The 26,616-nt window shown below is 73.2% G+C and carries 22 protein-coding genes and 1 tRNA gene; 16 read left to right on the plus strand and 7 right to left on the minus strand.

Annotated features, from left to right (window positions below; translation table 11 throughout):
* Window positions 1-35 precede the first annotated feature (35 nt).
* Window positions 36-572, minus strand: a complete 537-nt coding sequence (locus DEH69_RS21755) for an NUDIX hydrolase (RefSeq protein WP_113688656.1) — start codon at window positions 570-572, stop codon at window positions 36-38.
* Window positions 569-2,092 carry a zinc-dependent metalloprotease gene (locus tag DEH69_RS21760; protein WP_113688657.1) on the minus strand — a complete coding sequence of 508 codons (1,524 nt, stop codon included), beginning with the start codon at window positions 2,090-2,092 and terminating at the stop codon, window positions 569-571. Before DEH69_RS21760 ends, DEH69_RS21755 begins: the two co-directional genes overlap by 4 nt.
* A gap of 134 nt (window positions 2,093-2,226) precedes the next feature.
* Here DEH69_RS21760 and DEH69_RS21765 point away from each other — a divergent pair, with 134 nt between their 5' ends.
* From DEH69_RS21765 to DEH69_RS21775, 4 genes are all read left to right on the plus strand, one after another.
* On the plus strand, window positions 2,227-3,387 hold the full coding sequence (locus tag DEH69_RS21765; RefSeq protein ID WP_113688658.1) for an SDR family oxidoreductase: 1,161 nt from the start codon (window positions 2,227-2,229) through the stop codon (window positions 3,385-3,387).
* 15 nt (window positions 3,388-3,402) lie between these two features.
* On the plus strand, window positions 3,403-3,846 hold the full coding sequence (locus DEH69_RS21770) for a molybdenum cofactor biosynthesis protein MoaE (protein ID WP_113688659.1): 444 nt from the start codon (window positions 3,403-3,405) through the stop codon (window positions 3,844-3,846).
* Window positions 3,847-3,967: 121 nt separating this feature from the next.
* A complete protein-coding gene (locus DEH69_RS31695) occupies window positions 3,968-4,141 on the plus strand; it encodes a hypothetical protein (protein WP_181727541.1) in 174 nt (57 codons plus the stop codon).
* Window positions 4,142-4,166: 25 nt separating this feature from the next.
* Window positions 4,167-5,258: a PDZ domain-containing protein gene (locus tag DEH69_RS21775; protein ID WP_113688660.1), complete on the plus strand. Its 1,092-nt coding sequence runs from the start codon at window positions 4,167-4,169 to the stop codon at window positions 5,256-5,258.
* A gap of 55 nt (window positions 5,259-5,313) precedes the next feature.
* Here the strand turns inward: DEH69_RS21775 and DEH69_RS21780 are convergent, their stop codons facing one another.
* On the minus strand, window positions 5,314-5,871 hold the full coding sequence (locus tag DEH69_RS21780; protein WP_113688661.1) for a PPA1309 family protein: 558 nt from the start codon (window positions 5,869-5,871) through the stop codon (window positions 5,314-5,316).
* 137 nt (window positions 5,872-6,008) lie between these two features.
* Between DEH69_RS21780 and DEH69_RS21785 the strand changes: the two genes are divergently transcribed.
* Together DEH69_RS21785 and DEH69_RS21790 are read left to right on the plus strand one after the other, a co-directional pair.
* The gene (locus DEH69_RS21785; protein WP_113688662.1) at window positions 6,009-8,960 is read left to right on the plus strand and encodes a UPF0182 family protein; all 2,952 of its coding nucleotides are present in this window, start codon (window positions 6,009-6,011) and stop codon (window positions 8,958-8,960) included.
* Window positions 8,961-9,419: 459 nt separating this feature from the next.
* Window positions 9,420-11,039, plus strand: coding sequence for a tetratricopeptide repeat protein (locus DEH69_RS21790; RefSeq protein ID WP_113688663.1), 1,620 nt, complete (start codon window positions 9,420-9,422; stop codon window positions 11,037-11,039).
* 855 nt (window positions 11,040-11,894) lie between these two features.
* Here DEH69_RS21790 and DEH69_RS21795 read toward each other — a convergent pair.
* Window positions 11,895-12,488, minus strand: coding sequence for a TetR/AcrR family transcriptional regulator (locus DEH69_RS21795; protein ID WP_113688664.1), 594 nt, complete (start codon window positions 12,486-12,488; stop codon window positions 11,895-11,897).
* 48 nt (window positions 12,489-12,536) lie between these two features.
* On the opposite strand from DEH69_RS21795, the gene DEH69_RS21800 reads away from it, so the two are divergent.
* The 6 genes from DEH69_RS21800 to glmS all read left to right on the plus strand — a co-directional run bounded on the left by DEH69_RS21800 (window position 12,537) and on the right by glmS (window position 20,660).
* Complete coding sequence (locus tag DEH69_RS21800) at window positions 12,537-14,153, plus strand: carboxyl transferase domain-containing protein (protein ID WP_113688665.1); 1,617 nt, start codon at window positions 12,537-12,539, stop codon at window positions 14,151-14,153.
* Window positions 14,154-14,163: 10 nt separating this feature from the next.
* Entirely contained in the window at window positions 14,164-16,275 is a 2,112-nt protein-coding gene (locus tag DEH69_RS21805) for a biotin carboxylase N-terminal domain-containing protein (RefSeq protein WP_113688666.1), read from the plus strand.
* Window positions 16,272-17,198, plus strand: a complete 927-nt coding sequence (locus tag DEH69_RS21810; RefSeq protein WP_113688667.1) for a hydroxymethylglutaryl-CoA lyase — start codon at window positions 16,272-16,274, stop codon at window positions 17,196-17,198. Before DEH69_RS21805 ends, DEH69_RS21810 begins: the two co-directional genes overlap by 4 nt.
* 2 nt (window positions 17,199-17,200) lie before the next feature.
* Window positions 17,201-18,358: an acyl-CoA dehydrogenase family protein gene (locus DEH69_RS21815; protein WP_113688668.1), complete on the plus strand. Its 1,158-nt coding sequence runs from the start codon at window positions 17,201-17,203 to the stop codon at window positions 18,356-18,358.
* 135 nt (window positions 18,359-18,493) lie between these two features.
* On the plus strand, window positions 18,494-18,769 hold the full coding sequence (locus tag DEH69_RS21820; RefSeq protein ID WP_113688669.1) for a hypothetical protein: 276 nt from the start codon (window positions 18,494-18,496) through the stop codon (window positions 18,767-18,769).
* Between the two features lie 70 nt (window positions 18,770-18,839).
* Entirely contained in the window at window positions 18,840-20,660 is a 1,821-nt protein-coding gene (gene glmS / locus DEH69_RS21825; RefSeq protein ID WP_113688670.1) for a glutamine--fructose-6-phosphate transaminase (isomerizing), read from the plus strand.
* A 296-nt stretch (window positions 20,661-20,956) separates the two neighbouring features.
* Here glmS and DEH69_RS21830 read toward each other — a convergent pair whose 3' ends face one another.
* Window positions 20,957-21,478: a universal stress protein gene (locus DEH69_RS21830; RefSeq protein ID WP_113688671.1), complete on the minus strand. Its 522-nt coding sequence runs from the start codon at window positions 21,476-21,478 to the stop codon at window positions 20,957-20,959.
* Window positions 21,479-22,219: 741 nt separating this feature from the next.
* Between DEH69_RS21830 and DEH69_RS21835 the strand changes: the two genes are divergently transcribed.
* The 3 genes from DEH69_RS21835 to DEH69_RS21845 all read left to right on the plus strand — a co-directional run bounded on the left by DEH69_RS21835 (window position 22,220) and on the right by DEH69_RS21845 (window position 24,137).
* Window positions 22,220-23,326 (plus strand): GlxA family transcriptional regulator, encoded by a 1,107-nt coding sequence (locus DEH69_RS21835; RefSeq protein WP_113688672.1) that lies wholly within the window; start codon window positions 22,220-22,222, stop codon window positions 23,324-23,326.
* Between the two features lie 47 nt (window positions 23,327-23,373).
* Window positions 23,374-23,970, plus strand: a complete 597-nt coding sequence (orn, locus tag DEH69_RS21840; protein WP_113688673.1) for an oligoribonuclease — start codon at window positions 23,374-23,376, stop codon at window positions 23,968-23,970.
* Between the two features lie 91 nt (window positions 23,971-24,061).
* Window positions 24,062-24,137, plus strand: a tRNA-His gene (locus tag DEH69_RS21845).
* Between the two features lie 88 nt (window positions 24,138-24,225).
* On the opposite strand, the gene DEH69_RS21850 is transcribed toward DEH69_RS21845, so the two are convergent.
* Both DEH69_RS21850 and DEH69_RS21855 read right to left on the minus strand, forming a co-directional pair.
* Complete coding sequence (locus DEH69_RS21850) at window positions 24,226-24,576, minus strand: hypothetical protein (RefSeq protein WP_113688674.1); 351 nt, start codon at window positions 24,574-24,576, stop codon at window positions 24,226-24,228.
* Between the two features lie 129 nt (window positions 24,577-24,705).
* Window positions 24,706-25,290, minus strand: a complete 585-nt coding sequence (locus DEH69_RS21855; protein WP_113688675.1) for a hypothetical protein — start codon at window positions 25,288-25,290, stop codon at window positions 24,706-24,708.
* 298 nt (window positions 25,291-25,588) lie between these two features.
* Here DEH69_RS21855 and DEH69_RS21860 point away from each other — a divergent pair, with 298 nt between their 5' ends.
* The gene (locus DEH69_RS21860; RefSeq protein WP_113688676.1) at window positions 25,589-26,554 is read left to right on the plus strand and encodes a peptidoglycan recognition family protein; all 966 of its coding nucleotides are present in this window, start codon (window positions 25,589-25,591) and stop codon (window positions 26,552-26,554) included.
* Window positions 26,555-26,616: the final 62 nt, after the last annotated feature.

The raw sequence follows: 26,616 nt of genomic DNA on the forward strand, positions 1-26,616 counted from the left end.
TGAAACGTTGCCCGTCAGCCGTCAGCCGTCAGCCGTCAGCCGTCGACCGCGAGCCGCGCGGCGCCGCGCTCAAGCAGGCGCGCCACCGACGCGTCGGCGACGTCGGCGACCTCGTCGTAGGCGAACCAGCGCAGGTCCAGCGACTCCTCGCTCCGCCGCTCCGTGGCCCCGGCCGGTGCCACGGCCACGTACTGCACATCCAGGTGCACCGCGCACGGCGTGCGGTGGCGGTCGAGCGCCACGGGCGCTGGCAGCAGCCGCAGCCCCTCGATGCCCGACTCCTCCGTCGCCTCGCGCAGCGCCGCGCCCGCCAGCGTGGCATCGCCTGGCTCGCAGTGCCCGCCGGTCTGGAGCCACATGCCCAGCTTCCGGTGCAGCGTGAGCAACGCCCGCCCGCCCACGGGGTCCACGACCAGCGCGCTCGCCGTCACATGGCCAGCGGCGCACGCCTTCCACACGCCGTCGGCGTGCGCCGCCAGGTGCGCGGCGTACTCCTTGCGCAGCCCTTCCTGCGCCGCGTCGGGCGGCGACCAGGCGTCGAGCACCCTGGCCGCGTCCTCGTGCAGGCTCACGCCCGGCCCTCTCCCGCGCCGCCGCCCTTGCCTTCGCCGCCCTTGCCTTCGTCGCCCTTGCCTTCGCCGTCCTTGCCTTCGTCGCCGCCCTTGCCGCCCCCGCCGTCGCCCGGCTTGTCGAGCCGCGGCCCCGACGGGCCGCCGCCCTCGCCGCCCCCGGCGGCGTCGCCGAGCATCGCGTCGAGCTCCGAGAAGTCAAGCTGCTCGCGATGCACAAAGCCGTCGGGGTCGTCCAGGTCCTCCGCGGTCGGCAGCATGTCGGGGTGCGACCACAGCGCGTCACGCGCCTGCCCGCCCTTGGCGTGCGTCAGCGAAGCCCACAGGCGCGCCGCGTCCCGCAGCCGCCTGGGCCGCAGCTCAAGGCCGATCAGCGTCGCGAACGTCTGCTCAGCGGGCCCGCCCGACGCCCGGCGCCGCCGCAGCGTCTCGCGCAGCGCGCCAGCCGACGGCAGGTGCGGCGCCGCCGCCGCGTGCACCACCGCGTCCACCCAGCCCTCGACCAGCGCGAGCGCCGTCTCGAGCCGGGCGAGCGCCGCCTTCTGCTGCGGCGTGTCCTCCGGCTGGAACAGCCCCTGCTGAAGCTTCTCCTGAAGCTCCTCGGGCCGCGTCGGGTCCAGCTGCCCGACCAGGTCCTCCAGCTTGGCCGTGTCCACCTGGATGCCCCGCGCATACCCGTCGACCGCGCCGAACAGGTGCGAGCGCAGCCACGGCACATGGCTGAACAGCCGCTGGTGCGCCGCCTCACGCAGCGCGAGGTAGAGCCGCACCTCGTCCGCGGGGATGCCGAGGCCCTCGCCGAACGCCAGGACGTTCTGCGGGAGGAGCGCGGCCTTGCCCGCGGGGCCGAGCGGCAGCCCGATGTCGGTCGAGCCCACCACCTCACCGGCGAGCACGCCCACGGCCTGCCCGATCTGCGTGCCGAACATGGCGCCGCCCATCGAGCGCATCATCCCCAGCAGCGGGCCCGCCATGGCCTGCATCTCCTCGGGCAGGACGTTCCCCATGGCCGCGCCGACCCGTTCCGCCACGGGGTCGACCAGCTCGCGCCACACCGGCAGCGTCGCCTCGACCCACTCCGCCCTGCTCCACGCCGCGGTCGTGGCCGCGCCTGACGGCAGGGCCGTGACGTCGTCGAGCCACAGGTCCGCAAGGCGCAGGGCCTCCTCGACCTGGCCCCTGTCGTGCGCGCCGACGCTGCGGTCCTTCGACTCGTCGGGGCCGCCCTGCGCCACGGTCTGCCGGGCGACGCTCTTGGCCAGGTCCCAGTTCACCGGGCCGCCCTCGTACGACAGCATCTGCCCGAGCTGCTGGAACGCCGCCCCCAGGTCCTGGGGGTTCATCCCGCCGCCCGGGCCGCCGCCCGGGCCGCCGCCCGGGCCGCCGCCCGCGCCGAAGCCGAACATGGCAGCCAGCGGATTGTCGGCCGGTCCCTGCCCGCCGTCGCCCCTCTTCTTCTTATTGCCGGATTCGCCGTCGTCCGGCTCCTCCGGGAGACCGAATCCGAATGGAATGTCACTCACGGGAATCCTCGGGTCTGTGTCGTCGGACGGAACCAACGTGCCTGTGATTCGCTGGTCTGTGCCTCCAGCCTAGACACCACTCAGGCAGGATGGGCGTGCGCACGTCGTACCGAAACAACCGCTGGAGAGGTCCTGTGAGTTCCCCGGAGCCAGCCGTTCGCGCAGCGCGAAACGGCCCCGCCACCCCGCTGACCGTCGCGGTCACCGGCGCGGCGACAGGGGTCGGCGCACTGCTCACCGAGCGGCTGCTTGCCGCCGCCGACGTCAAGCGGGTGCTCGCCCTCGACGAGCGCGTCGGCGACGCCAAGGGCGCCGAGTGGCACACGCTCGACATCCGCGACCCCGCCATCGCCGACCTGCTGCGCACGTCGGGCGCCTCCCGCGACGCCTCGGCCCACTCCGAGCGCGACCGCGACCACGAGGGGCCCGTCGACGTGGTCGTCCACCTCGCCCTCGACCTCGACCTGGAGGCCGACCCGGCCGCCCGCACGGCGTTCAACGTCAGGGGCGCGCAGACCGTGCTGACCGCCGCCGCGGCCGCCGGAGTGCGCCGGGTCGTGCTCTGCACGTCCGCGATGGTCTACGGCGCCCTGCCCGACAACGACGTCCCCCTCGCCGAGGACGCCGAGCTGCGCGCCACCGCCGACGCCACGTGCGTGGGCGACCTTCTGGAGATCGAACGGCTCGCGCGGCGCGCCCCGCGCGCCCACCCAGGGCTCAACGTCACCGTGCTGCGCCCCGCCATCCTCGTCGGCGGCACGGACACGGCCCTCACGCGCTACTTCGAGTCGCCCCGGCTGCTCGTGGTCGCTGGCTCCAGGCCGCGCTGGCAGTTCTGCCACGTCGACGACCTGGTCAGCGCCCTGGAGTTCGCCGCGCGCGAGCGCGTCGACGGCGAGCTCGCGGTCGGCTGCGACGGCTGGCTCGAACAGGAGGAGGTCGAGGAGCTCACCGGCATCCGCCGCATGGAGCTGCCGCCCTCGGTCGCCCTCGGCGCCGCCGCCCGCCTGCACCGCCTCGGCCTGACCCCGTCCCCCGCCGGTGACCTCGCGTACACGATGTACCCCTGGGTCGTCAGCGGCAGCAAGCTCTACGAGGCGGGCTGGCGGCCTTCCTGGAGCAACGAGGAGGTGCTGGCCGAGCTGCTGACCGAGGTCGCGGGGCGGCACACCGTCGCGGGGCGCAGGCTGGGCCGCAAGGACGCCGCGACCACGCTGGGGGCCGCGGGCGCCACGGTCGCGCTGGTCGGCACGGCCGCACTGGTACGCCGGGCGCGCAGGGCCAGGCGCCGGTGACGGAGGATGGGGCCCATGAACGAACGTGACCCCATCCGGCTCATCGCCATCAGGGAGACGCCGCTGTCCGTCGACGAGGTCTTCGCCGCGATCGGAGACGACGCGGCGGGCGGCACCGCCCTGTTCGCCGGGACAGTCCGCGACCACGACGGGCACGCCGAGGGGGCGGCCGTCACCTCACTGGCCTACTCCGCCCATCCCACCGCCGAGGCCCAGCTGCGCCGCGTCGCCGAGCGGGTCGCCGCCGACTTCCCCGTCCGCGCGCTGGCCGCGGTGCACCGCGTCGGCGACCTCGCCATCGGCGACCTGGCCGTGGTGGTCGCGGTCGCGTGCGCCCACCGAGGCGAGGCGTTCGCCGCCTCCCGCCGCCTGATCGACGACCTGAAGCACGAGGTCCCCATCTGGAAACACCAAACGTTCACGGACGGCACCAACGAGTGGGTGGGAGCGGGTACCTAGCCCGGCCACCGCAGTCGGGGCGCTGTCTCAATCGTTATCCGGTGGCGGGCACCACCCCGGTTGCGTAACCCGTTCCCAGGTCAGAGCGTTGGTGTTACGTCGCCGAGGTGGGAGGTAGGTCATGGCGGTCCTCGTATGGCTGCTGATCCCCGTCGCCGGGGCAGTGGTGGCCGGGCTGTGGAGCACGTGGGCCACGCGGCGCCGCAGTGGGGTGGGCGGGGTCAAGGACGCCGCGGGGGTGCGGGGGTACGAGGCGTTCAGGGCCGCGATGGAGCGGGCCCCGGCCGACGGCTGACAGTCCCGTCACGTACTGTCAAGGCATGCCACGCCGCACCGCGACGCTGCTGACGTCGACCCTGCTGCTCATAGGTCTGCTCTGCGCCGCCGTGCTGGTCAGGGTGCCCTACGCGGAGATGTCCCCGGGCCCCACGGTGAACACCCTGGGCGAGCACGACGGCGAGCCCGTGCTGAACATCAGCGGCGAGGAGACGTTCGAGTCCTCCGGCCACCTGAACATGACGACGGTCCGCGTCACCGGTGTCAACTACCGGATGAACCTCCTGGAGGCGGTCAGCGGCTGGCTCTCCGACGACAGCGCCGTGGTGCCGTATGAGTCGATCTACCCCGAGGACCTGTCCGCCGACCAGGTCCAGGAGCAGAACGCCGAGGAGTTCACCGCCTCCCAGGAGAGCGCCAAGGTCGCGGCCCTCGAGGAGCTGGGCTACGACGTGGGGTCCCAGACGATCGTGGCCGCGGTCGCCGAGGACAGCCCGGCCCAGGGGGAGCTGCACGCGGGGGACGCGATCGTGGCGGTGGACGGCGAGGAGATCGGCGAGCCGGGCGAGGTGGCCGACCTGGTCACCCGGCGCGAGGCGGGCGATGACGTGGTCTTCACCGTGGTGCCCGCCGAGCGGGCGCAGGCCGCCATCGAAGCGGGGGACGAGCTGCCCGCGGAGACCGAGGAGGTCACGGTGTCCACCGTGGCCGCGCCCGACGACCAGCGGGCCATCGTCGGGATCACGGCGGGCGTCAGCCACAGCTTCCCGTTCGAGATAGAGATCGAGCTGGCCGACGTCGGCGGGCCGAGCGCGGGGCTGATGTTCGCGCTCGGCCTCATCGACCGGCTCACCGAGGACGACCTGACCGGCGGGGCGTTCGTCGCGGGCACCGGCACGATCGACACCGAGGGGACCGTGGGCCCGATCGGCGGCGTCTCGCAGAAGACCATCGCCGCGCGGGACGCGGGCGCCGAGTTCTTCCTGACCCCCGAGGAGAACTGCTCGGTGGCCGCCGAGGACGTGCCGGGCGGGCTCACCCTGGTCAGGGTCGGCACGCTCGACGACGCCCTGGACGCGCTGGCCGACATCAGGGCGGGCGACACCGACGACCTCCCCGCCTGCGAGGCCCCCTGAGGGCCGCCCCCGGCGGGCCCTGGCACCGCGGGGCACGCGGGGTGCGCCTGGGGCCTCACTCCGCGAACGTCGCCGCCAGCGCGTCGGCGAGCCCAGGCACCAGGTCGGGCCCGGTCAGCACCTCCGTCTCCGCGTCCTTCTCGCGCAGCCTGATCGCCGACTCGCGCGCCCCGTCCCTCAGCACCGCCACCGTCATGCGCACCTCCTGGCGCTCGGGGTGCTCGGCCACCCAGCGCGTCAGCTCGGCGCCGGGCAGCCCATCGGGCACCGAGTCCTCGGCCGAAGGCGGCAGCATCAGCCGCTCGATCGTGAGCGCGCAGCCCGCGACCGCCTCGGGCCAGGCGATCGTCGCCAGGAACTCGTCGAGGGCCTGCCCCGCGGGCAGTTCGTCCTGTTCCACCGGGGTCAGCCCGCTGCCCGCGTCGATGTCGAGCCGCTCGGCGAGCTCGGGCTCTTCGGCGCGCAGCCGCTCGGTGTCGACCAGCGCGAACAGCTGGGCGGGCCGGTCCCAGCCGAGCCCCGCCACATAGGCGTCGATCTCCAGGACGGCCGAGGTGAGTGGCGTCACAGAGGGGCGGGTGGAGGAGGGGCCGGGGGGCGGAGTGTTGTCCATGGGCCTATCGTGCCGTCTTCCACCCCGGAAACGGGAACCGAGTAAAGCTTGAGTAAGTTAGTCCTGTGGGGCCTCTGTCATGGAGGGCCTGGCTCCGAACCCTGCGAATCGTCGAGGTGCGCGCGTTGGCTTTCCAAATGCCGGACCGGGGCTCGCGTGGCCCCAACGGTCCGAACGGGCCCAGAGGTCCCCGAGGTCCGGGCGGACCACGATTCAGTGTCGGCCGCCCGTCGCGGGGGGCCAGGACGCTGTTGATCACGGCGGCCATTCTGGCCGGACTTGGCATCCTCTTCGCCATGTTCGCCGGGTTTTGGACGGATTGGCTCTGGTACAGCTCGGTTGACTATACGAGCGTGTACCGGACCCAGTTGCTGACCCGGGTCACCATGTTCGCCGTCTTCGGCCTGGTGATGGCGCTCGCCGTCGGGTTCAACGTGTGGCTCGCGCACCGCCTGCGCCCGCCGTTGAGCGCGATGTCGATGGAGCAGCAGAACCTCGATCGTTACCGGATGTCGATCGCCCCCTACAAGCGGTGGGTGCTGCTCGGCGTCTCCGTGGTGATCGGCCTGATCGCGGGCGGTTCGGCCTCGGGCCAGTGGCGCACCTGGCTCCAGTGGGTCAACGGCACGTCGTTCGGCGAGACGGACCCGCAGTTCGGCATGGACGTGGGGTTCTACGCGTTCGACTACCCGTTCTACCGCTTCCTGCTGGGCTTCGGCTTCGCCGTCGTGGTGCTCTCGACGCTGGCCGCCGCGCTGACGCACTACCTCTACGGCGGCGTCAGGCTGACCACGCCCGGCAGCCGCATCACCCCGGCCGCCACCGGCCACCTGTCCGTGCTGCTTGGCCTCTTCGTCGCGCTCAAGGCCGTGGCGTACTGGCTCGACCGCTACGGACTCGCGCTCAAGAGCGGCGACTTCAGGAACGCCGACGGCTGGACGGGCCTTCGCTATGTGGACGCCAACGCGTACCTCCCCGCCAAGACGATCCTGACGATCATCGCCGCGATCTGCGCCGTGCTGTTCTTCGCGACGCTGTGGCGGCGCGGCTGGCAGCTGCCGGTGATCGGCCTCGGCCTGATGGTGCTCTCCGCCGTGCTGATCGGTGGCGTCTACCCCGCGCTGGTCCAGCAGTTCCAGGTGCGGCCCAACGAGCAGGCCAGGGAGGCCGAGTACATCCAGCGGCACATGGAGTCCACGAAGGACGCCTATGGCATCGCGGATGCGCAGATCGAGGATTATCCGGGCACGAGCGAGGCAGAGCCGGAGACCCTGCGGAACGCCGTGGGCGACACCGCGTCGATCCGGCTGCTCGACCCGAGCGTGGTCTCCCCGGCGTTCCAGCAGATCCAGCAGGTCCGCGGGTACTACCAGTTCCCCGCGACGCTCGACGTGGACCGCTACCCCACGGAGAACGGCGACCAGGACACGGTCATCGGCCTCCGCGAGATGAACGTCAACGAGATCCCCGAGCGGAACTGGATCAACGAGCACTTCCGTTACACGCACGGCTTCGGCATCGTCGCGGCAAGCGGCACGGGCGTCACCGACGACGGGGAGCCCGCGTTCACGGAGGAGAACCTCCCGCCCGAGGGCGAGCTGCCCGACTACGAGCCGCGGATCTACTTCGGCGAGTACACCACGCAGTACTCGATCGTCGGCGGCCCCCAGCAGGAGATCGACTACGCGGGCGAGGACGGCGAGGTCGAGTACAGCTACACGGGCGACGCGGGCGTCGGGCTCGACAACTGGTTCAAACGCGCCGCCTACGCCCTGACCATGGGCGAGCCGCAGATCTTGTACTCGGGCGCGATCGACGGGAACTCCCAGATCCTGTACAATCGCACGCCCAAGGAGCGCGTCGAGGCCGTCGCCCCGTGGCTGACGATCGACGGCGACCCGTATCCGGCGGTGGTGGACGGCAGGATCCAGTGGATCGTGGACGCGTACACCACGAGCAGCGGCTATCCGTACTCGGCGCGCACCACGCTCGGCGATGTGACCGAGACGTCCCTCACGGAGAACCAGGGCGAGGTCATCGCCCAGGAGAACCGGGTCAACTACATCCGCAACTCCGTGAAGGCGACCGTCGACGCGTACAGCGGCGAGGTCGAGCTGTACGAGTGGGACGAGAACGACCCGGTGCTCGAGACATGGCGCAAGGCGTTCCCCGGCGTCGTCGCCGACCGGGACGAGATCAGCGAAGAGCTGATGGACCACCTCAGGTACCCGCAGGACCTGTTCAAGGTCCAGCGCGACCTGCTCCAGCGCTACCACGTGCAGAACGCCGGGCAGTTCTACTCGGGTTCGGAGCGCTGGGAGGTGCCGGACGACCCGACGCACGAGAACGAGGTCGTCCCGCCGTACTACCTCAGCATGAAGATGCCCGACCAGGACGAGCAGGTCTTCTCGCTGACGACGACGTTCACGCCGTTGAACAGGGATACGCTCGCCGCCTACATGGCGGTCGAGGCGGACGCCAGAAGCGAGGACTACGGCACGATGAGAATCCTCACGCTGCCGTCCACGACCACGGTCTGGGGCCCACAGCAGGTGCAGAGCCGGTTCAACTCCGATCCGGACATCGCCGAGCGGATCAACCTCCTCAGACGCGGTGACTCCGAGGTGGAGTACGGCAACCTCCTGACCGTGCCCCTCGAAGGCGGCCTGCTCTACGTCGAGCCGGTGTACGTCCGCGGCGCGGGTCAGAACTACCCACTGCTGCAACGGGTGTTGGTGGCGTACGGCGAGGAGATCGTCTTCGAGGAGTCGCTCGACAGAGCCCTCGACGTGGTCTTCGGGGTCACCGAAGAGGGCGAGGACCCGGGCGAGGAGACGCCACCGCCGCCGGACAGCGGCGAGGAGCCGCCACCCGATGGCGAGGAGGCGACCGCCGAGGAGGCCGTCCAGGAGGCGCAGGACGCCTGGGAGGCCGGGCAGGACGCGCTGGCCGAGGGCGACTGGACCGCCTATGGCGAGGCCCAGGCCCGCCTCGAAGAGGCGCTCGACCGGCTGGCCGAGCTGGAGGAAGGCCGCAACGAGCAGGAGGAGACGCCGCCCGACCAGGGGCAGGAGGACCCGGGCGCGTAGCGCGCGCCGCGCGGTAAGCGGCGCGTCACCGGCGTCACCGGCGTCACCGTGTCACCCGGGCGAGGGGCCCGCGAGTCGAGAACGATCCGACCCGCGGGCCCCTCGCGTTCGGCGCCGGGTGTCTCGCGGGTGCCTCGCCGAGGTCGCCCCGCCGAGGTCGCCCGGCGCCCCTCCGCACCCCTCGGTGCCCTGCGCGCGGGGGAGTTGGGCAGGTCACGGTCTCGTAAACATCGATCGCCGCCCGCTAGCCCTGGGCAGTTGTTCGGCGGCCGACGGCGCGCCCCGCTGACCTGCTGAGACGTGGGCGGCGTCATACTGCGTGTCGGATCGGGGAAAGTCCCTCCGCCGCAACGTGTTTGGGTGTATCCATATCGGGAAGTCGACAAACCGCTGAAGTGACTTCACTGGCTGCGGTATACCAGGTGTACGCAGGTTTCAGGTGGTGCGACTATGGACCTTATGGGGGACAAAGCGAGGTTCGAGACGAGCCGCGCGGCCGCGGAGGAGGGCGCGCGACTGCTGCGCGCCGGTGACCTGCACCGGGCGGAGGCGCCGCTGCGGGCGGCCGCCGCCGAGGGTGAGAGGTCCGCGGCGAACAATCTGGGGGTCCTGCTGCACCAGTCGGGCCGGGGGGCCGAGGCCGCCGAGTGGTGGCGGATCGCGGCCGTGGCAGGTTCCGCGCCCGCGGCGCACGCCCTTGGCCGTTTCTGCCGTGAGCGCGGGGACGAGGCCGGGGCGGAGTACTGGCTGCGCCAGGCGGCCGAGTCGGGCCACGCCTCGGGCGCCTTCGCCCTGGCCGACCTGCTCGACCACAGGGGCGCGCCGGGCGCGGACGAGTGGTTCCGCACGGCGGCCGAGCGCGGCCACCGCGAGGCGTCGTACCGGTACGCGTGCCTGGTTGCGGCCGAGGGCGACGAGGCGGCCGAGCCGTGGTTCCGGCAGGCCGCGGCGCGCGGCCACCGGCGCGCGGCGCTGGGCCTCGGCGCGCTGCTTGAGCGGCGCGGCGAGGCGCGGGAAGCGGGCCGCTGGTACCTGGTGGCGGCCGAGGCGGGCGAGCCGCGCGCGGCGAGCGCGCTCGGCTTCCTGCTGCGCGACGCGGGCGACGGGCCCGCGGCCGAGCGCTGGTGGCGGCGCGCGGCCAGGGACGGCGACGGGCCCGCGGCGAACGCCCTTGGCGCCCTGCACGCCGAGCGCGGCGAGCGGCAGGAGGCGCAGCGCTGGTATCGCGCGGCCCTGGAGGCCGGGGACATCAACGGCGCGTTCAACCTCGCGCTGCTGTGCACGGGTCAGGGCCGCACGGCCGAGGCCGAGCAGTGGTACCGCCGCGCGGCCTACGCCGGTCACCGCGACGCGGCGAACGCGCTGGCCGTGCTGCTGTTGCAGCGCGGCGACGCGGACGGCGCCGAGCCGTGGTTCTCCAAGGCGGCCGAGTCGGGCAGCGTGGACGCGGCGTTCAACCTCGGCATCCTGCACGCGAGCCGCGGCGAAATGGCCCAGGCCAGGCGCTGGTACGAGCAGGCCGCGGCCGCGGGGCACGCGGAGGCGGCGCTCCAGATCGCCGTTGAGCTGCTGCGCTCGGGCGACGAGGGCCGCGCCGAGGGGCAGCTGCGGCAGGCGGCCGACGGCGGCAGCGTCGAGGGCGCCTTCCGGCTCGCGGTGCTGGTCGAGCGGCGCGGCGAGGCGGCGGAGGCCGAGGAGTGGTTCACGCGCGCGGCCGAGCAGGGGCACCTGCGGGCGCAGGTCCGCCTGGGCACGCGGGCGGCGGGGCGCGGCGACGTGGTCGAGGCGGCGCACTGGTACCGCACGGCGGCCGAGGCGGGCAGCAGGAACGGCGCGTTCAACCTCGGCCTGCTCCTGGCCCGCGAGGGCAGCGAGCCCGAGGCGGCGCTGTGGTGGACGCGCGCGGCCGAGGCGGGCCACGGCAGGGCGGCGCTGCGCCTCGCCCTGCTCGCGTCCCGCCGGGGCGACCTGGCGGGCGGCGGCACGTGGTGCACGCGGGCGATGGAGCTTGGTCCTCCGGAGGTCACGGCGCGGGCGGCCCGTCTGCGCGACGCGCTGCGGCAGGAGCTGACGGCCTGAGGGACGCTCCCGCTGTGGGACACCAGCCCCCGACGGACCGCGCCCCCCAGCGGCAGCCCGCCTCCCGGCGCGGTCTGCGCCTCCCGGCGCGGGGCGCGCGTCGGCGGGGGGTTGCGCCTTCGGTGGGTGAACGCGCCCCGGGAGTACGCACCTTGGCGGTGCCCCGCCGCGCGCCTCCGGCGCGGGGCCTGCCTCCGGCTGGTGTGCGCCTCCGGCGCGGGGCCTGCTTCAGCGTGGGGTCGCACCTCCGTCGGGGGAACGCGCCCCGGGGTCGCGCCCTGCCTGCGGTGCTCGCCGTTGACGGGGGGATGTGTCCGTGGCGGAAGACCGCCGCCCCGGGCGTGGTTGCCCGTCCCCGGGAGAGGATCAGTCTCGGCGCAGGGGCCCCTTTCTGCGCGGGGCGCGCCCATGGCGCAGGGGCCCGGCCCTTCAGGGATCACCTCCCGGGGGGCGTGCCTGCGGCGGAGGGGGCCGTGCAAGACGTCGGGCTCACCGCCGCGCGGCGGCGCCCCTTGGCGGGAGCCCGGGTCCTGCGTGCGGTGCGGCTCGGCGGCGTTGTGGTGTGGAGCGTTTCGCCGCGTCCTGCCATGGCCCCGCGCTCCGGCGCGGCCTTGCCGCGCGGCGGCGCCCCTTGGCGGGGGCCGGGTTCGGGGGTGCCGTCTCGCGGTGCCCGGACGCGGCCCCGCCGCGCAGCCGTGCCTTTGGCGGGAGCCGTGTCCCGGTGCGCCGCACCACACGGGGGCCGGTACTCCGGCGCGGCCCCGCCGCGGAGCGGCGCCCTCGGCGGGAGCCGCGTGCCGTGCCGCGCCATGGCAGCCCACCGGTACCACAACGGGTCAGGCACAGCGCCCAGCGTCACGCCGCGGCCAGTGCCGCGACCGCCTGGCGGTGGAGCAGGGCCGCCGTTGTCGCGCGGTCGGGGAGGGCGCTCGGGCGGGAGAGGTGGGGCGTCGAGTTCAGCAGGCCGAACACCGCGTGCACCGCCGCCCTCGCCTCGTCCTCCGGGAGCCGGGGGTATGTCTCGCGCACCACCTCGACCCACAGCTCCACATACTGCCGCTGCAACTGCCGCACCCGCTTGCGGTCCGCCTCGGGCAGCCGGTCGAGCTCCCGGTCGTGCAGGGTGATGAGCGCCCGGTCGTCGAGGGCGAAGTCGATGTGCCCGGCGATCAACGACTCGAGCGCCTCCGACGGCGCGCGCCCCGCCGCCCGCGCCTCCGCCACGCGCCGACGCCCCCCGTCCCGCAGCCTGCTGCTGATCCCCACGAGCAGCTCCGTCAGCATCGCGTCCTTCCCCGCGAAGTGCCGGTACAGCGCGGGCCCGCTGATGCCCACCGCGGCGCCTATCTCGTCGACGCCCACCCCGTGGAAGCCGCGCTCGGCGAAGAGCCGCGACGCTTCGCGCAGGATCTGCTCGCGGCGGGTGCGGGGCGTGGCATGCGTGGTCATGAGAACCCATTGTAGACAACGGAGGTTAGCGAGCGTTAACCTGCCGTCATGGGCCACGCACCGACGCTGACCAGCACCGCCGATCCGGCATCCGACGCGTACCGGGCGAACGAGGCGGCGCACCGCGAGCTGGCCGCCGAGCTGCGCGAGCGGCTGGCCGCCGCCCGCGTGGGCGGCGGCGAGCGCGCCCGCGCGCGGCACACCGCGCGTGGCAAGCTGCTGCCGCGCGACCGGGTGGACACCCTGCTCGACCCCGGCTCGCCGTTCCTTGAGCTGGCGCCCCTGGCCGCCGAGGGCCTGTACGGCGGGGACGCCCCGGCCGCGGGCGTGATCGCCGGGATCGGCAGGGTCAGCGGCCGGGAGGCCGTCATCGTGGCGAACGACGCGACGGTCAAGGGCGGCACGTACTACCCCATGACCGTCAAGAAGCACCTGCGCGCCCAGGAAGTCGCCCTGGAGAACCGCCTGCCCTGCCTCTACCTGGTGGACTCGGGGGGCGCGTTCCTGCCGATGCAGGACGAGGTCTTCCCCGACCGCGACCACTTCGGCCGAATCTTCTACAACCAGGCCAGGCTCTCCGCCGCCCGCATCCCCCAGATCGCCGCCGTCCTCGGCTCGTGCACGGCGGGGGGCGCGTATGTCCCCGCGATGAGCGACGAGGCGGTCATCGTGCGCGGCCAGGGCACGATCTTCCTCGGCGGGCCGCCGCTGGTGAAGGCCGCCACGGGCGAGGTGGTGACCGCCGAGGAGCTGGGCGGCGGCGAGGTGCACGCGCGGGTCTCCGGGGTCACCGACCACCTCGCCGACGACGACGCGCACGCGCTGCGCATCGTGCGGTCCATCGTGGCGACCCTGCCCGAACGCGGCCCGCTGCCCTGGTCGGTCGAGGCGCCCGAGGAGCCCGCCGTCGACCCGGGCGGGCTCTACGGCGTGGTGCCGGTGGACTCGCGGACGGCGTACGACGTGCGCGAGGTGATCGCGCGGGTGGTGGACGGGTCGCGGTTCCAGGAGTTCAAGGCGGAGTTCGGCGCGACCCTGGTCACGGGCTTCGCGCGGATCCATGGCCACCCGGTGGGCATCGTCGCCAACAACGGCATCCTGTTCTCCGAGTCCGCCCAGAAGGGCGCCCACTTCGTCGAGCTGTGCGACCAGCGCGGCATCCCGCTGCTCTTCCTCCAGAATGTCTCGGGCTTCATGGTCGGCCGCGACTACGAGGCGGGCGGCATCGCCAAGCACGGCGCCAAGATGGTGACGGCCGTGGCCTGCGCCCGCGTTCCCAAGCTGACCGTGGTCATCGGCGGCTCCTACGGCGCCGGGAACTACTCGATGTGCGGCCGCGCGTACTCGCCGCGCTTCCTGTGGATGTGGCCCAACGCCAAGATCTCCGTGATGGGCGGCGAGCAGGCCGCGGCCGTGCTGGCCACCGTCAAGCGCGACCAGCTGGCCGCCGCGGGCGAGGAGTGGGGCGCGGCGGAGGAGGAGGCGTTCAGGGCGCCCATCCGCGCGCGGTACGAGGCGCAGGGCAGCGCGTACTACGCGACCGCGCGGCTGTGGGACGACGGCGTGATCGACCCGCTCCAGACGCGCACGGTCCTGGGTCTCGCGCTGACCGCGTGCGCCAACGCGCCGCTGCCCGACACCGCCTATGGCGTCTTCCGGATGTGAGGGGGGCTCGATGTTCGACACCGTGCTGGTCGCCAACCGGGGCGAGATCGCCGTTCGCGTGATCCGCACCCTGCGCCGCCTCGGCCTGCGCTCCGTCGCCGTCTACAGCGACGCGGACGCGGGCGCGCGCCATGTGGCCGAGGCCGACGCGGCGGTCCGCCTCGGCCCCGCGCAGGCCGCGAAGAGCTATCTCTCGGCCGAGCGGTTGCTCGACGCCGCCGCGCGCGCCGGCGCGGGCGCCGTGCACCCCGGCTATGGATTCCTCGCGGAGAACGCCGGGTTCGCGCGCGCGATCGCGGGCGCGGGCCTGACGTTCATCGGGCCGCCCGCCGACGCCATCGAGGCCATGGGCGACAAGATCCGCGCCAAGGAGACGGTCGCCGCCGCTGGCGTTCCCGTGGTGCCGGGGGCGCACGCGGACGGCGACGGCGAGCTGGCCGACGCCGCCCGCGCGCTCGGCCTGCCGGTGCTGCTCAAGCCATCGGCGGGCGGCGGCGGCAAGGGCATGCGCCTGGTGCGCGACGCCGCCCTGCTCGCCGACGAGATCGAGGCGGCGCGGCGGGGGGCGCTCGCGGCGTTCGGCGACGGCACGCTGCTGGCCGAGCGCTGGGTCGAACGCCCCCGGCACATCGAGATCCAGATCCTCGCCGACGGCCATGGCACCGTGCTCCACCTCGGCGAGCGCGAGTGCTCGCTCCAGCGCCGCCACCAGAAGATCGTCGAGGAGGCGCCAAGCCCGTTCCTCGACGCCGCCGCGCGCGCCGCGATGGGCGAGGCCGCGGTGCGCGCGGCCCGCGCGTGCGGGTATGTGGGCGCGGGAACCGTCGAGTTCATCGTGCCGGGCGACGACCAGGCCACGCACTACTTCATGGAGATGAACACCCGCCTCCAGGTCGAGCACCCCGTCACCGAGCTGGTCACCGGGCTCGATCTGGTGGAGTGGCAGGTGCGGGTGGCGCGCGGCGAGCGGCTGCCGTTCGGCCAGGACGCCGTCGCGACGGTGGGGCACGCCGTCGAGGCCCGCGTGTGTGCCGAGACGGCCAGGCGGGCGGCCGACGGCGCGGGCGTCGACTTCCTGCCGTCGGCGGGCACCGTGCTGCTGCTGGCCGAGCCCGAGGGCGACGGCGTGCGCACCGACTCGGGCCTCGCCGAGGGCACCGAGGTCTCGCCCGACTACGACCCCCTGCTGGCCAAGGTCGTCGCCCACGGCCCCGACCGCGCGACCGCGCTGCTGCGCCTGCGCGCCGCGCTGGCCCGCACGACCGTGCTCGGCGTCGACACCAACACCGGGTTCCTGCGCCGCCTGCTGGCCCATCCCGCCGTGGTCTCGGGGGAGTTGGACACGGGTCTCGTGGACGGCGCGGCCCCCGGGCTGCTGCCCGTCGGTGTGCCCGACGAGGTGTACGCCGCCGTCGCGCTGGCGCGCCAGGCGGCGCTCGCCCCGGCGCCCGCGCCGGGGGAGTGGACCGACCCGTTCTCGGTCCCCTCGGGGTGGCGCCTGGGCGGTGAGCCCGCGTGGACCGTTCACCGCCTGCGCGTCCCCGGGCACGACCCCGTGACCGTCAGGGTGCGGCCAGGCGAGGCGTGGGTGGGCGATGAGGGCGGGCCCGTGCCCGCGCGGCTGCTCGAAGGGCCCGGGGGCGGCGCGCTGCGGATCGAGTACGCCGGGGTCGCGCACCGCTTCGCGCACGCGCCCCACCCCCTGGCGGCCCACCCCCTGACGCCCAACGCGTCCAACGCGTCCAACGCCCCGGCATCCGGCGCCCACTGGCTGGGCCGCGAAGGCGACGCGTGGCATGTCCAGGCGTACGACCCGGTCGCGGCCGCGGGTGGCGCCGCGGCGCCGGGCGCCGAAGCCCTCACCGCGCCCATGCCCGGCACCGTCACCGTCGTCAAGGCCGCCGCGGGCGACGCCGTCACGGCGGGCCAGAGCCTGCTCGTGGTGGAAGCCATGAAGATGGAGCACGTCATCGCGGCCCCGCACGACGGCACCGTCACCGAGCTCGGCGTGTCGGTCGGCGCCACCGTCGCCATGGACCAGGTCCTCGCCGTGGTCACCCCGGCCACGGTCGCCATCACGCGGGCCACCCCCGTCGCCGAGGCGCCGAGGGAGCCGTCATGAGCCCCACGCCCGAGCCGGGGCTGCCCGCCCGCGTCCGTGTCCACGAGGTCGGCCCGCGCGACGGCCTCCAGAACGAGAAGGCGCTCGTCCCGGTCGACGTGAAGGCCGAGTTCATCCACCGCCTCGCCGCCGCCGGGCTCACCACGATCGAGGCCACCAGCTTTGTCCACCCCAGGTGGGTCCCCCAACTCGCTGACGCCGAGCGGCTGTTCCCGCTGCTGCGCGACCTCGGCGGCGTCCGCCTCCCCGTCCTGGTGCCCAACGAGCGCGGCCTCGACCGCGCGCTGGCCCTCGGCGCCCGCGAGGTCGCCGTGTTCGCCAGCGTCACCGAGTCGTTCGCCCGCGCGAACCTCAACCGGACGGTCGACGAGTCGCTTGCCATGTTCACGCCGGTGATCGCCCGCGCGCTCGACGCCGAGGTGCCCGTGCGCGGCTATCTGTCGATGTGCTTCGGCGACCCCTGGGAGGGCGAGGTGCCCGTCGACCGGGTGGTGCGCGTGGCCCGCCGCCTCATCGACCTCGGCTGCGCCGAGCTGTCCCTCGGCGACACGATCGGCGTCGCCACCCCTGGCCAGGTGACCGCCCTGCTCACCGCGCTCAACGCCGCGGGCATTCCCACCGAGCGGCTCGCCGTCCATTTCCACGACACCTATGGCCAGGCGTTGGCCAACACCCTGACCGCGCTCCGCCACGGCGTCACCACCGTCGACGCCAGCGCGGGCGGCCTCGGCGGCTGCCCGTTCGCGAAGAGCGCCACCGGGAACCTCGCCACCGAGGACCTGCTCTGGATGCTCCAGGGGCTCGGCATCGAGACCGGCGTCGACCTCGACCGGCTCACCGAGACCAGCCTGTGGCTCGCCGCCCACCTCGGCAGGCCGAGCCCCTCCCGCACCGTCTCCGCCCTTTCACCGAAGGAGTCCTGACGATGCCACTCGACCACCGCCTCACCCCCGAGCACGAGGAGCTGCGCCGCACCGTCGAGGCGTTCGCGCACGACGTGGTGGCGCCCAAGATCGGCGCGTTCTACGAACGCCACGAGTTCCCCTACGAGATCGTCCGCGAGATGGGTCGCATGGGCCTGTTCGGGCTGCCGTTCCCCGAGGAGTACGGCGGCATGGGCGGCGACTACCTCGCGCTGTGCCTGGCCCTTGAGGAGCTGGCGCGCGTCGACTCGTCCGTGGCGATCACCCTGGAGGCGGGCGTCTCGCTGGGCGCGATGCCGATCCACCGCTTCGGCACCGAGGAGCAGAAGCGCCACTGGCTGCCCCGGCTCTGCTCGGGCGAGATCCTGGGCGCGTTCGGCCTCACCGAGCCCGGCTGCGGCTCGGACGCGGGCGGCACCCGCACCACGGCCGTGCGGGACGGCGACAGCTGGGTCATCAACGGCACCAAGAGCTTCATCACCAACTCGGGCACCGACATCACCGGGCTCGTCACCGTCACGGCGGTCACCGGGCGCGAGGACGACGGGGCGCCGCGGATCTCCACGATCATCGTGCCCGCCCGCACCCCCGGCCTCACCGTGGCCCCGCCCTACTCCAAGGTCGGCTGGAACGCCTCCGACACGCGCGAGCTGTCGTTCGCCGACGTCCGCGTCCCCGCCGCGAACCTCCTGGGCGACGAGGGCCGCGGCTACGCCCAGTTCCTGCGCATCCTCGACGAGGGCCGCATCGCCATCTCCGCGCTGGCCACGGGTCTCGCGCAGGGCTGCGTCGACGAGTCGGTCGCCTACGCGCGCACGCGCGAGGCGTTCGGCCGCCCGATCGGCGCCAACCAGGCGATCCAGTTCAAGCTCGCCGACATGGAGGCCCGCGCCCACACCGCGCGCGTCGCGTGGCGCGACGCGGCGTCCAGGCTCCAGGCGGGCGAGCCGTTCAAGAAGGCCGCCTCCATCGCCAAGCTGCACTCGTCCGACGTGGCCGTGACCAACGCCCGCGAGGCCACCCAGATCCACGGCGGCTACGGCTTCATGAACGAGTACCCCGTGGCCCGCATGTGGCGCGACGCCAAGATCCTGGAGATCGGCGAGGGCACGAGCGAGGTGCAACGGATGCTGATCGCCCGCGCGTTGGGCGTGGGGTAACGACCCGCGCGCCCGGGCAGGGCCTTTAGGTGGCACACCCCTTGCCGGGTGCCAGGGCGCCATGATTCGACACGCCCGTGCCCGATATCGGGCAGGATTGTTGCGAAAGTCGACCGCGCTCCGCAGTATCGGAGGGTGCTCGAACGCCGTACGCCCCATGACGACCTCGTGGACCACCTGGTGCGCAGCACTCCTCTCGCGCGAGGCGAGGCGGCCCGGGTGATTATGGACGTGCTGGCATATTTCGACGAGACCGCCGAGGAGTTCGTCCGCAGGCGCCACCGGGAGCTGCGCTCCCAGGGGCTGGTCAACGCGACGATCTTCCAGCGGATCGCGGACGAGCTGCCGCATCGCGCGGTGGCGCCGCCCGAGCTGTCCCTGCGGCAGCTGCGGCGGATCGTCTACGGCTGACGCGGCTGATGCAGCCGAAACGGCCGATGCGGCTGACCCGGCAAGTGTGAGACCAGCAGGAGGAACGTCTATGTGTGGAATCGTCGGATATATCGGCAAACGGGATGTGGCGCCCCTCCTGCTCGAGGGCCTTCAGCGCCTCGAGTACCGAGGCTACGACTCCGCGGGCATCGCCATCCACAGCAGTGGCAAGGGCGGCGGGCTCAAGACGGTGAAGAACGCCGGGCGGGTCCGCGACCTCGAGGGCAAGGTGCCCGCCCGTTTCGCCGGGACCGGCGGTATCGCCCACACCCGCTGGGCCACGCACGGCGCGCCCAACGACACCAACGCGCACCCCCATCTGGACGCCCTCGGCCGCGTCGCCGTCGTGCACAACGGCATCATCGACAACTCCGCCGACCTCCGCGCCAAGCTCGCCGCGGACGGCGTCGAGCTGGCCTCGGACACCGACACCGAGGTGCTGGCCCACCTGATCGCGCGCGCCCAGCCCGAGACGCTGGAGGAGAAGGTGCGCGAGGCCCTGCGGTACATCGAGGGCACCTATGGGATCGCCGTCCTGCACGCGGACTTCCCCGACCGCATCGTCGTCGCCCGCAACGGCTCGCCCGTGGTGCTGGGGATCGGCGAGAAGGAGATGTTCGTCGCCTCCGATGTGGCCGCCCTCATCAGCCACACGCGCCAGGTGATCACCCTGGACGACGGCGAGATGGCCACCATCAAGGCCGACGACTACCGCACGTACACCACCGACGGCAGCCGCACCGCGGCCTCCCCCACCACCGTGGACTGGGAGGCCGAGAGCTACGACATGGGCGGCCACGACACGTACATGCACAAGGAGATCGCCGAGCAGCCCGACGCGGTGGACCGGGTGCTGCGCGGCCGGATCGACGACCGTTTCGCCACCGTCCGCCTCGGCGGCCTCAACCTGGACGCCAGGGCCGCGCGCGGCGTGCGCCGCGTCAAGATCCTCGGCTGCGGCTCGGCGTACCACGCGGGCCTGATCGGCGCCCAGATGATCGAGGAGCTGGCGCGCATCCCGGCGGACGCGGAGCCGGCGAGCGAGTTCCGCTACCGCAACGCCGTGGTGGACCCCGACACGCTGTACATCGCCACGAGCCAGTCCGGCGAGACCTACGACACCCTGGCCGCCGTGCAGGAGCTCAAGCGCAAGGGCGCCATGGTCCTGGGCGTCGTCAACGTCGTCGGCTCGGCCATCGCGCGCGAGACCGACGGCGGGATCTATGTGCACGCCGGGCCCGAGGTGTGCGTCGTGTCCACCAAGTGCTTCACCAACACCGCGGTCGCGTTCGCGCTGCTCGCGCTGCACCTCGGCCGCATCAGGGACCTCTCGGTCGCCGACGGCAGGCGGATCATCGAGGGGCTGCGCAAGCTGCCCGAGCAGATCGGCGAGATCCTGCGGGACGAGGACAGGATCGCCAAGGTGGCCGAGGCGTTCGCGGAGGCCAAGAGCCTGATGTTCGTGGGCAGGGTGCGCGGCTTCCCCGTGGCGAGGGAGGCGTCACTCAAGCTCAAGGAGGTCTCCTACATCCACGCCGAGGCGTATCCGGCCTCCGAGCTGAAGCACGGCCCGCTCGCGCTCATCGAGCCCGCGGTGCCGACGGTCGCGATCGTCCCGACGGACGAGCTGCTCGACAAGAACCGTGCCACGCTCGAGGAGATCAAGGCCCGCAGCGGCCGGATCCTGGCGGTGGCGCACGAGGAGCAGCCCAAGGCGGACGACACGATCGTGGTCCCGCGCAACGAGCCCGAGCTCGACCCGGTGCTCATGGGGATCCCGCTCCAGCTGCTGGCGTACCACACGGCGCTGGCGCTCGGCCGGGACATCGACAAGCCGCGGAACCTCGCGAAGTCCGTCACGGTCGAGTGAGCGCGGCCGAGTAGCCGAGAGGGCATGGAAGCGCCGGGAGGCGCACGGCGGCCCCCGGGGGTGCGTGCCACCAAACGCACGCCCGGGGGCAGCCATATGCGCCGGCGTCGCCCATTACGCCGGCGGGAGAAGCCGCCGTCGAGTCCGTCACCTCCCGACGAACGACCCTGGCCTGTGTCGATGTCCCCTTTATGCCCATCACAAACGCACAATCCACCCTTCCCCGGCGACGAATTTGGTGAATGCTCGGTGAGGGACACGGGGATCGGGCCCCGGGGGAACGCCGCGGGGCCGCCTCAGGGGATGACGACGACGGGGCGCTGCGCGCGGCGGGCCAGGCGCCCCGAGACGGAGCCGAAGACGCGGCCGAGCAGGCCGTGGGTCGTGCCGACGACGATGGCGTCCGCCTCGTACTCCCTGCCGACCTCCTCCAGCTCGTGGCAGATGTCGCCGCCGCGTTCGAGGAGCACCCAGGGGACGTCGGTGAGGTGCTCGGCGCAGGCCAGCTCAAGGCCAAGCACCTCGGTGCGGTGGTCGGGGATGTCGACCAGCGCGGGCGGCTCGCAACCGGCCCAGACGGTGGTCGGCAGGCGGTTGGCCACATGGACGATGATCAGTCCCGAGCCGGAGCGGCGGGCCATGCCGACGGCATACGCCAGGGCACGCTCGCTCGACGTGGAGCCGTCGAAGCCGACCACCACTCCGTGCTGGAACGCCGGATCACGCGACGCGCGCGCGTCATCCGCCGGGTCGGGCGTGGACGAGGGATCGGCGACGCGCCGGCGATCCGCTGGTTCGGGGAGCTCGTATCCAGCCATCGGTGCCTCAGCGGTGGGTCAGTGAGGAAACCTCGTGAGTGTGTCGAAGATGGGGGTGGCGCGTGGAGGAGCAGGGGAGGTTTCTCGTGCTTCTCCTGGCTCCACCTCCAGGGTACGGCGTCAAGGGGCTGGTTCCCAGAGACGGTGTGTACAACCCCTGAAACCATCCGCTGGCGCCGTGGCCGTGCAGCATGCCCTACCCGGAACGGGCAGCGCAATGCTTTCGGACACATTGCGACACAGGTGCTGGCGCTGAGTGACCGCGCGCCGGGGCGCCGTCCGTTTCCTTCTTGGCGCCGCCCGCTGTGGCCGACGAGCAGCGGGTGATCGCTGGCCGTGCGCGGCGCATCACCGCGCGCGGAAGGCCGCGCGCCCGGGGCGCACGCCCCCGGCTCGGCGTCACGGCCGTGACGACGGCTCTTATTTTCGGCCAACTTCACCTCAGCAGAACCGCGTTGCTCATCCGTCTCGCCAACACCTCCTGTATACCGGGAAGATGAGCCACGGCTCCCCTTCGGGGGCGCGACGGGCGAGCGGCGGGGCGAGGCGTACTTCCCCCAACTGCTCCTACGTGTAACGCTTCCTGATCGACTGCTTCACGCCACGTTGTCATGTCGATATAGCGCCGGGTGAGGAACTGGTCTCGTCCACCTCACCCGACGCAGTAGATTCGATCTTGGCAATCACGTCGGGGGACAGTGCAGGACCGAGAGGATGCGACGACCGAGGGAACTGAGGAGCATGAGCCAGGACCCAACGCACGGCCCCGAGCCCGCCGTCAGGCTGGCTGCCCGACGCCGCCGCGAAGTCGTCGCGGTGCTGCTGTTCAGTGGCAGTCCGATGTTCGAGAGCTCCATCCCGCTGTCCGTCTTCGGCGTGGATCGCCAGGATGCCGGGGCGCCGCGTTACCGACTGCTCGCCTGCGCGGGGGAGGACGGGCCGCTGCGCACCACGGGCGGCCTCGAGTTGCGCGCGCCCTACGGCCTGGGCGCCGTGGCGCGCGCGGGCACCGTGATCGTTCCCGCGTGGCGGTCGATCACGGGGCCACCGCCCGCCGCCGCGCTGGCCGCGCTGCGGCGCGCGCACAGCGAGGGCGCCAGGATCGTCGGCCTGTGCACCGGGGCGTTCGCCCTGGGGGCCGCGGGGCTGCTCGACGGGCGGCCCGCCACGACGCACTGGATGTACGCGCCGACGCTCGCCAAGCGGTATCCATCGGTCCATGTGGACCCCAGGGAGCTGTTCGTCGACGACGGCGACATCCTGACCTCGGCGGGCACCGCGGCCGGGATCGACCTGTGCCTGCACATCGTCCGCCAGGACCACGGCCCCGAGGCGGCAGCGGCGCTGGCCCGCCGCCTGGTGCTGCCCCCGCGCAGGGGGAACGGGGCCGACGCCGCGCAGCACCGGCACCTCGACCGGTCTTTACCCGAGGACATCGGGGCCGATCCGCTCGCCGAGGTGGTGGCCTGGGCGCTGGAGCACCTGCACGAGCAGTTCGACGTGGAGACCCTCGCGGCCCGCGCCTACATGAGCCGGCGGACGTTCGACCGCCGCTTCAGGGCGCTCACGGGCAGCGCTCCCCTCCAGTGGCTCATCACCCAGCGCGTCCTCCAGGCGCAGCGGCTGCTCGAGGTCTCGGACTACTCGGTGGACGAGGTCGCGGGGCGCTGTGGCTTCCGCTCGCCCGTGGCGCTGCGTGGTCACTTCAGGCGGCAGCTGGGCGCGTCGCCCGCCGCCTACCGGGCCGCGTACCGGGCCAGGCAACAGGACGCTCCCGACCGGGGGAAGCCGGCGGGGGACGGCTTCACGCCGCGCGTTCCCGGCCAGCGGAGCCGCCCCGGGCAGTGAGCGACGGCGCGCATGGCCGTCGCGCTGAGCGACGTAAGGTTGTTCGCATGAACGATCGCATGGTGTGGATCGACTGCGAGATGACCGGTCTCTCGCTGGCCGACGACGCGCTCATCGAGGTCGCCGCGCTGGTGACCGACTCCGAGCTGAACGTCCTCGGGGAGGGGGTGGACATCGTGATCCGCCCCCCGGACGCGGCGCTCGCGTCGATGCCGGAGGTGGTGCGGAGCATGCACACCGCCTCCGGTCTCCTGGAGGAGCTGGCTGGGGGCACCACGCTGGCCGAGGCCGAGCGGCTGGTTCTCGACTACGTCAGGGAGCACGCCCCCGAGGCGGGCAAGACCCCGCTCTGCGGGAACTCGATCGGCACCGACCGCGGCTTTCTCGCCCGGGACATGCCCAGCCTGGAGTCGCACCTCCACTACCGCGTGATCGACGTCTCGTCGCTCAAGGAGCTGGTCCGCCGCTGGTACCCCAGGGTGTACTTCAACAGCCCCCAGAAGAGCGGGAATCACCGCGCGCTCGCCGACATCAGGGAGTCCATCGCCGAGCTGCGCTACTACCGCGAGGCGATCTTCGTGCCGCTGCCGGGGCCCGACTCCGACGCCGCCAAGCGCATCGCGGCCCAGCACGTCCTGCGCTGAGCCGACGGCCGCCCCGCGCGCCCGGAAACCCTGGCGCGACGGGCTCCGGGGACCCTGTACACTCTTACTCGGCCGGTACGACCGGCCCATGGTGGGCGTAGCTCAGCTGGTAGAGCACCTGGTTGTGGTCCAGGTGGCCGCGGGTTCAAGTCCCGTCGCTCACCCCAATCGATCGAGGCCCGGCCCGCGGACGCGGGGTCGGGCCTTCGTGTCGTCCCGGCCCTGTGGCGTCGGTCAAGGGCCGGTCGGCGCCGGTCAGTTGCCGGTCATCGGGGGCTGCCAGGGGTTCGCGGGCGGGGGCGCGGGGTCGGTGTACCCCGCCACAGGGACGAGCGGCGGGTCGCGCGGCGGGCGGTGGTGCTCCGCGTCGGTCGCGGCGTCGAACGCGATCAGGGCCGCGATGGCCGCGAGGACCAGGACCAGCTCGGCCACCCCGTTGCGCAGCCAGTGTCCGAGCCGGTGCCCCGGTGAGTTTCCCGGCGACCCGACGGGCCGCGGTGGGGCGTTCGTCGGGTCGCGTTCCGTTCCCCTGTCCTCGTGTTCCTTGTCCTCGTGTTCCTTGTCCTCGTGCCGTGGGGGGGACCATACTCGTGGCAGATCCGGCATACCCGAAGCCTTCCCTCGGACGAGGGCTCGTAGCGGGCCCTTCCCCGAGCGGGGTCGCGCGTGTCCGGAACGCGAGGCGCCCCGTGCCCCGCGCGTCCCCCGGTCCCCTTGCGGCGCGCGACGGGCGGCTCAGCAGCCGTCGTTGAACCACTCGCCGTTCTCGCGGATCCAGGGCTCGCCCTCGACGGCGAGCGCGGGGATGTCGGCGACGCCGTACGAGACCGTCGCGGTGTGCCCGGTGATGACCGGCCTAATGTCCCTGGCCGCGAGCCCCGCGCCGTGCTCGTCGACGGCCCCGAGCAACTCCACGGTGAACGCCTGGAGATCGAGAAGGTCGCGGCAGCGCTGGCTCAGCAGTCCGGCCGCGTCGTCGGGGGCGGGGACGAAGGAGGCCGCGACGTAGGCGGCCACGGCCTCTTCGAGCGCGGCGCGCTGCGCCGGGTCGGCCGTCGGCGTCGAGCCCGTGCCGCCGCTCGAAGTGCCCCCGCCCGACGAGCCGTTGAAGCGGTCGTCGTCGAAGTCATCGTCGTCGAAGTCATCGTCGTCAAAGTCGTCGTAGTCGTCGTCCGAGTGGCCGCCTCCGCCGCCGTCGCGGCCCGACCTGCGGCCGTTGCCGTCGCCGCACGCGGCCGCGGTGACGGTGAGGAACGTGGCCGCGAGCAGCGCGGCCAGGGCGCGGTTGACGCGGGTGCGTGATCCCGTGGACGGTGCCATGGACGCAGCGTGCCACGCCCGTCGGGGGCGGGTCAGCCCCAGGCGACCCGCTGTGGCCCTCCCGTGACAGCGGTGCGACCGACCCCGCACACGGGCGGCCGAACGCCCCACGCGCGGCGGCCCGTTGCCCCCTTCCCCGCCGCTGGCGACTGGCGTGCGCGGGCGTGCGGGGGAGGGGCACGCGCTCCCGGTGGGGCGGGAGTTGGCGTTCCGCGCTTACCCCGGGGCACGGAACGTGGCACGCTGGTGACGGTAGATGACGGTCATGGCCTCTCGACTCTCGGGAAGGGGTACCGGTATGGCATCTCCACTCTCCGCGGACCGGCTGCTGCGCGCGCTGAAGGCCGAGGGCGTACGCGTCGTCGAGCACCGCTCCTGGCGCACGCACAACAGGAACCACGCCGGATCCTGGGGCCCCGTGCACGGGGTGATGATCCATCACACCGTCACCCGGGGCACCGACTCATCCGTCGAGCTGTGCTACAACGGGCACGCGTCACTGCCGGGCCCGCTGTGCCACGGCGTGATCGCCAAGGACGGCACGGTGTACATGGTGGGCCACGGCCGGGCGAACCACGCGGGGGCGGGCGACGGCGACGTCCTGGCCGCGGTGATCGCCGAGCGCTCGCTTCCCTCCGATAACGAGACGGACACCGACGGGAATCGCCACTTCTACGGCTTCGAGTGCATCAACATGGGGGACAACAAAGACCCTTGGCCCCCTGAGCAGGTGAACGCGATCGTGCGCGCATCGGCGGCCATCTGCCGCGCGCACGGCTGGGGCAAGGAGGGTACGACCTCCGTGATCGGCCACCTGGAGTGGCAGCCGGGCAAGATCGACCCGCGAGGGCCCGGCGTTTCGATGAGCGACGTGCGACGGCGCGTGGCCGAGCGGCTGCGGCACCCCGCCGACTGGGACCCCGAGGAGGACGACATGCCCCTGAGCGACGAGGACATCAGGAAGGTGGCCGTGGCCGCGGCGCGCCAGGTTGCGCTCTACAAGGACGAACGGCTCGACCGCCGCGACGCGAGGCAGATGTGGGACGACGCGGCGAGCCCGCACACGACGTGGCAGTTCAGGCCCGAGGGCGCCGAGCGTGACGCGTGGGGGTATCTCAGCCGCACCCACGCCGAGGTGGTCGCCCTGCGGGCCGCGGTGGCGGAGCTGGCGAGTGCGGTCGCCGCGGGGAGCGACTCGGTGGACGCGGACGACCTGGTCGCGCGCATCGAACGCGCGATCGCCAGCGCAAGCGGCGGGGATTGAGCGCACCGGCGGCACCGCCCCGCCCTGTCGTGCGCCCCCGCGCCCCCGGCCCCATCCCCGCG

It is taken from the genome of Streptomyces sp. PT12, assembly GCF_003311645.1.
Taxonomy (GTDB): domain Bacteria; phylum Actinomycetota; class Actinomycetes; order Streptomycetales; family Streptomycetaceae; genus Streptomyces.

Bases quoted from the DNA above. Each gene is read 5' to 3' on its own strand.
- DEH69_RS21770 (WP_113688659.1), top strand. From the start codon at position 3,403: ATGAACGAACGTGACCCCATCCGGCTCATCGCCATCAGGGAGACGCCG.
- DEH69_RS31695 (WP_181727541.1), top strand. From the start codon at position 3,968: ATGGCGGTCCTCGTATGGCTGCTGATCCCCGTCGCCGGGGCAGTGGTG.
- DEH69_RS21775 (WP_113688660.1), top strand. From the start codon at position 4,167: ATGCCACGCCGCACCGCGACGCTGCTGACGTCGACCCTGCTGCTCATA.
- DEH69_RS21780 (WP_113688661.1), bottom strand. From the start codon at position 5,871: ATGGACAACACTCCGCCCCCCGGCCCCTCCTCCACCCGCCCCTCTGTG.
- DEH69_RS21785 (WP_113688662.1), top strand. From the start codon at position 6,009: ATGCCGGACCGGGGCTCGCGTGGCCCCAACGGTCCGAACGGGCCCAGA.
- DEH69_RS21790 (WP_113688663.1), top strand. From the start codon at position 9,420: ATGGGGGACAAAGCGAGGTTCGAGACGAGCCGCGCGGCCGCGGAGGAG.
- DEH69_RS21795 (WP_113688664.1), bottom strand. From the start codon at position 12,488: ATGACCACGCATGCCACGCCCCGCACCCGCCGCGAGCAGATCCTGCGC.
- DEH69_RS21800 (WP_113688665.1), top strand. From the start codon at position 12,537: ATGGGCCACGCACCGACGCTGACCAGCACCGCCGATCCGGCATCCGAC.
- DEH69_RS21805 (WP_113688666.1), top strand. From the start codon at position 14,164: ATGTTCGACACCGTGCTGGTCGCCAACCGGGGCGAGATCGCCGTTCGC.
- DEH69_RS21810 (WP_113688667.1), top strand. From the start codon at position 16,272: ATGAGCCCCACGCCCGAGCCGGGGCTGCCCGCCCGCGTCCGTGTCCAC.
- DEH69_RS21815 (WP_113688668.1), top strand. From the start codon at position 17,201: ATGCCACTCGACCACCGCCTCACCCCCGAGCACGAGGAGCTGCGCCGC.
- glmS (WP_113688670.1), top strand. From the start codon at position 18,840: ATGTGTGGAATCGTCGGATATATCGGCAAACGGGATGTGGCGCCCCTC.
- DEH69_RS21830 (WP_113688671.1), bottom strand. From the start codon at position 21,478: ATGGCTGGATACGAGCTCCCCGAACCAGCGGATCGCCGGCGCGTCGCC.
- DEH69_RS21835 (WP_113688672.1), top strand. From the start codon at position 22,220: ATGAGCCAGGACCCAACGCACGGCCCCGAGCCCGCCGTCAGGCTGGCT.
- orn (WP_113688673.1), top strand. From the start codon at position 23,374: ATGAACGATCGCATGGTGTGGATCGACTGCGAGATGACCGGTCTCTCG.
- DEH69_RS21850 (WP_113688674.1), bottom strand. From the start codon at position 24,576: ATGCCGGATCTGCCACGAGTATGGTCCCCCCCACGGCACGAGGACAAG.
- DEH69_RS21855 (WP_113688675.1), bottom strand. From the start codon at position 25,290: ATGGCACCGTCCACGGGATCACGCACCCGCGTCAACCGCGCCCTGGCC.
- DEH69_RS21860 (WP_113688676.1), top strand. From the start codon at position 25,589: ATGGCATCTCCACTCTCCGCGGACCGGCTGCTGCGCGCGCTGAAGGCC.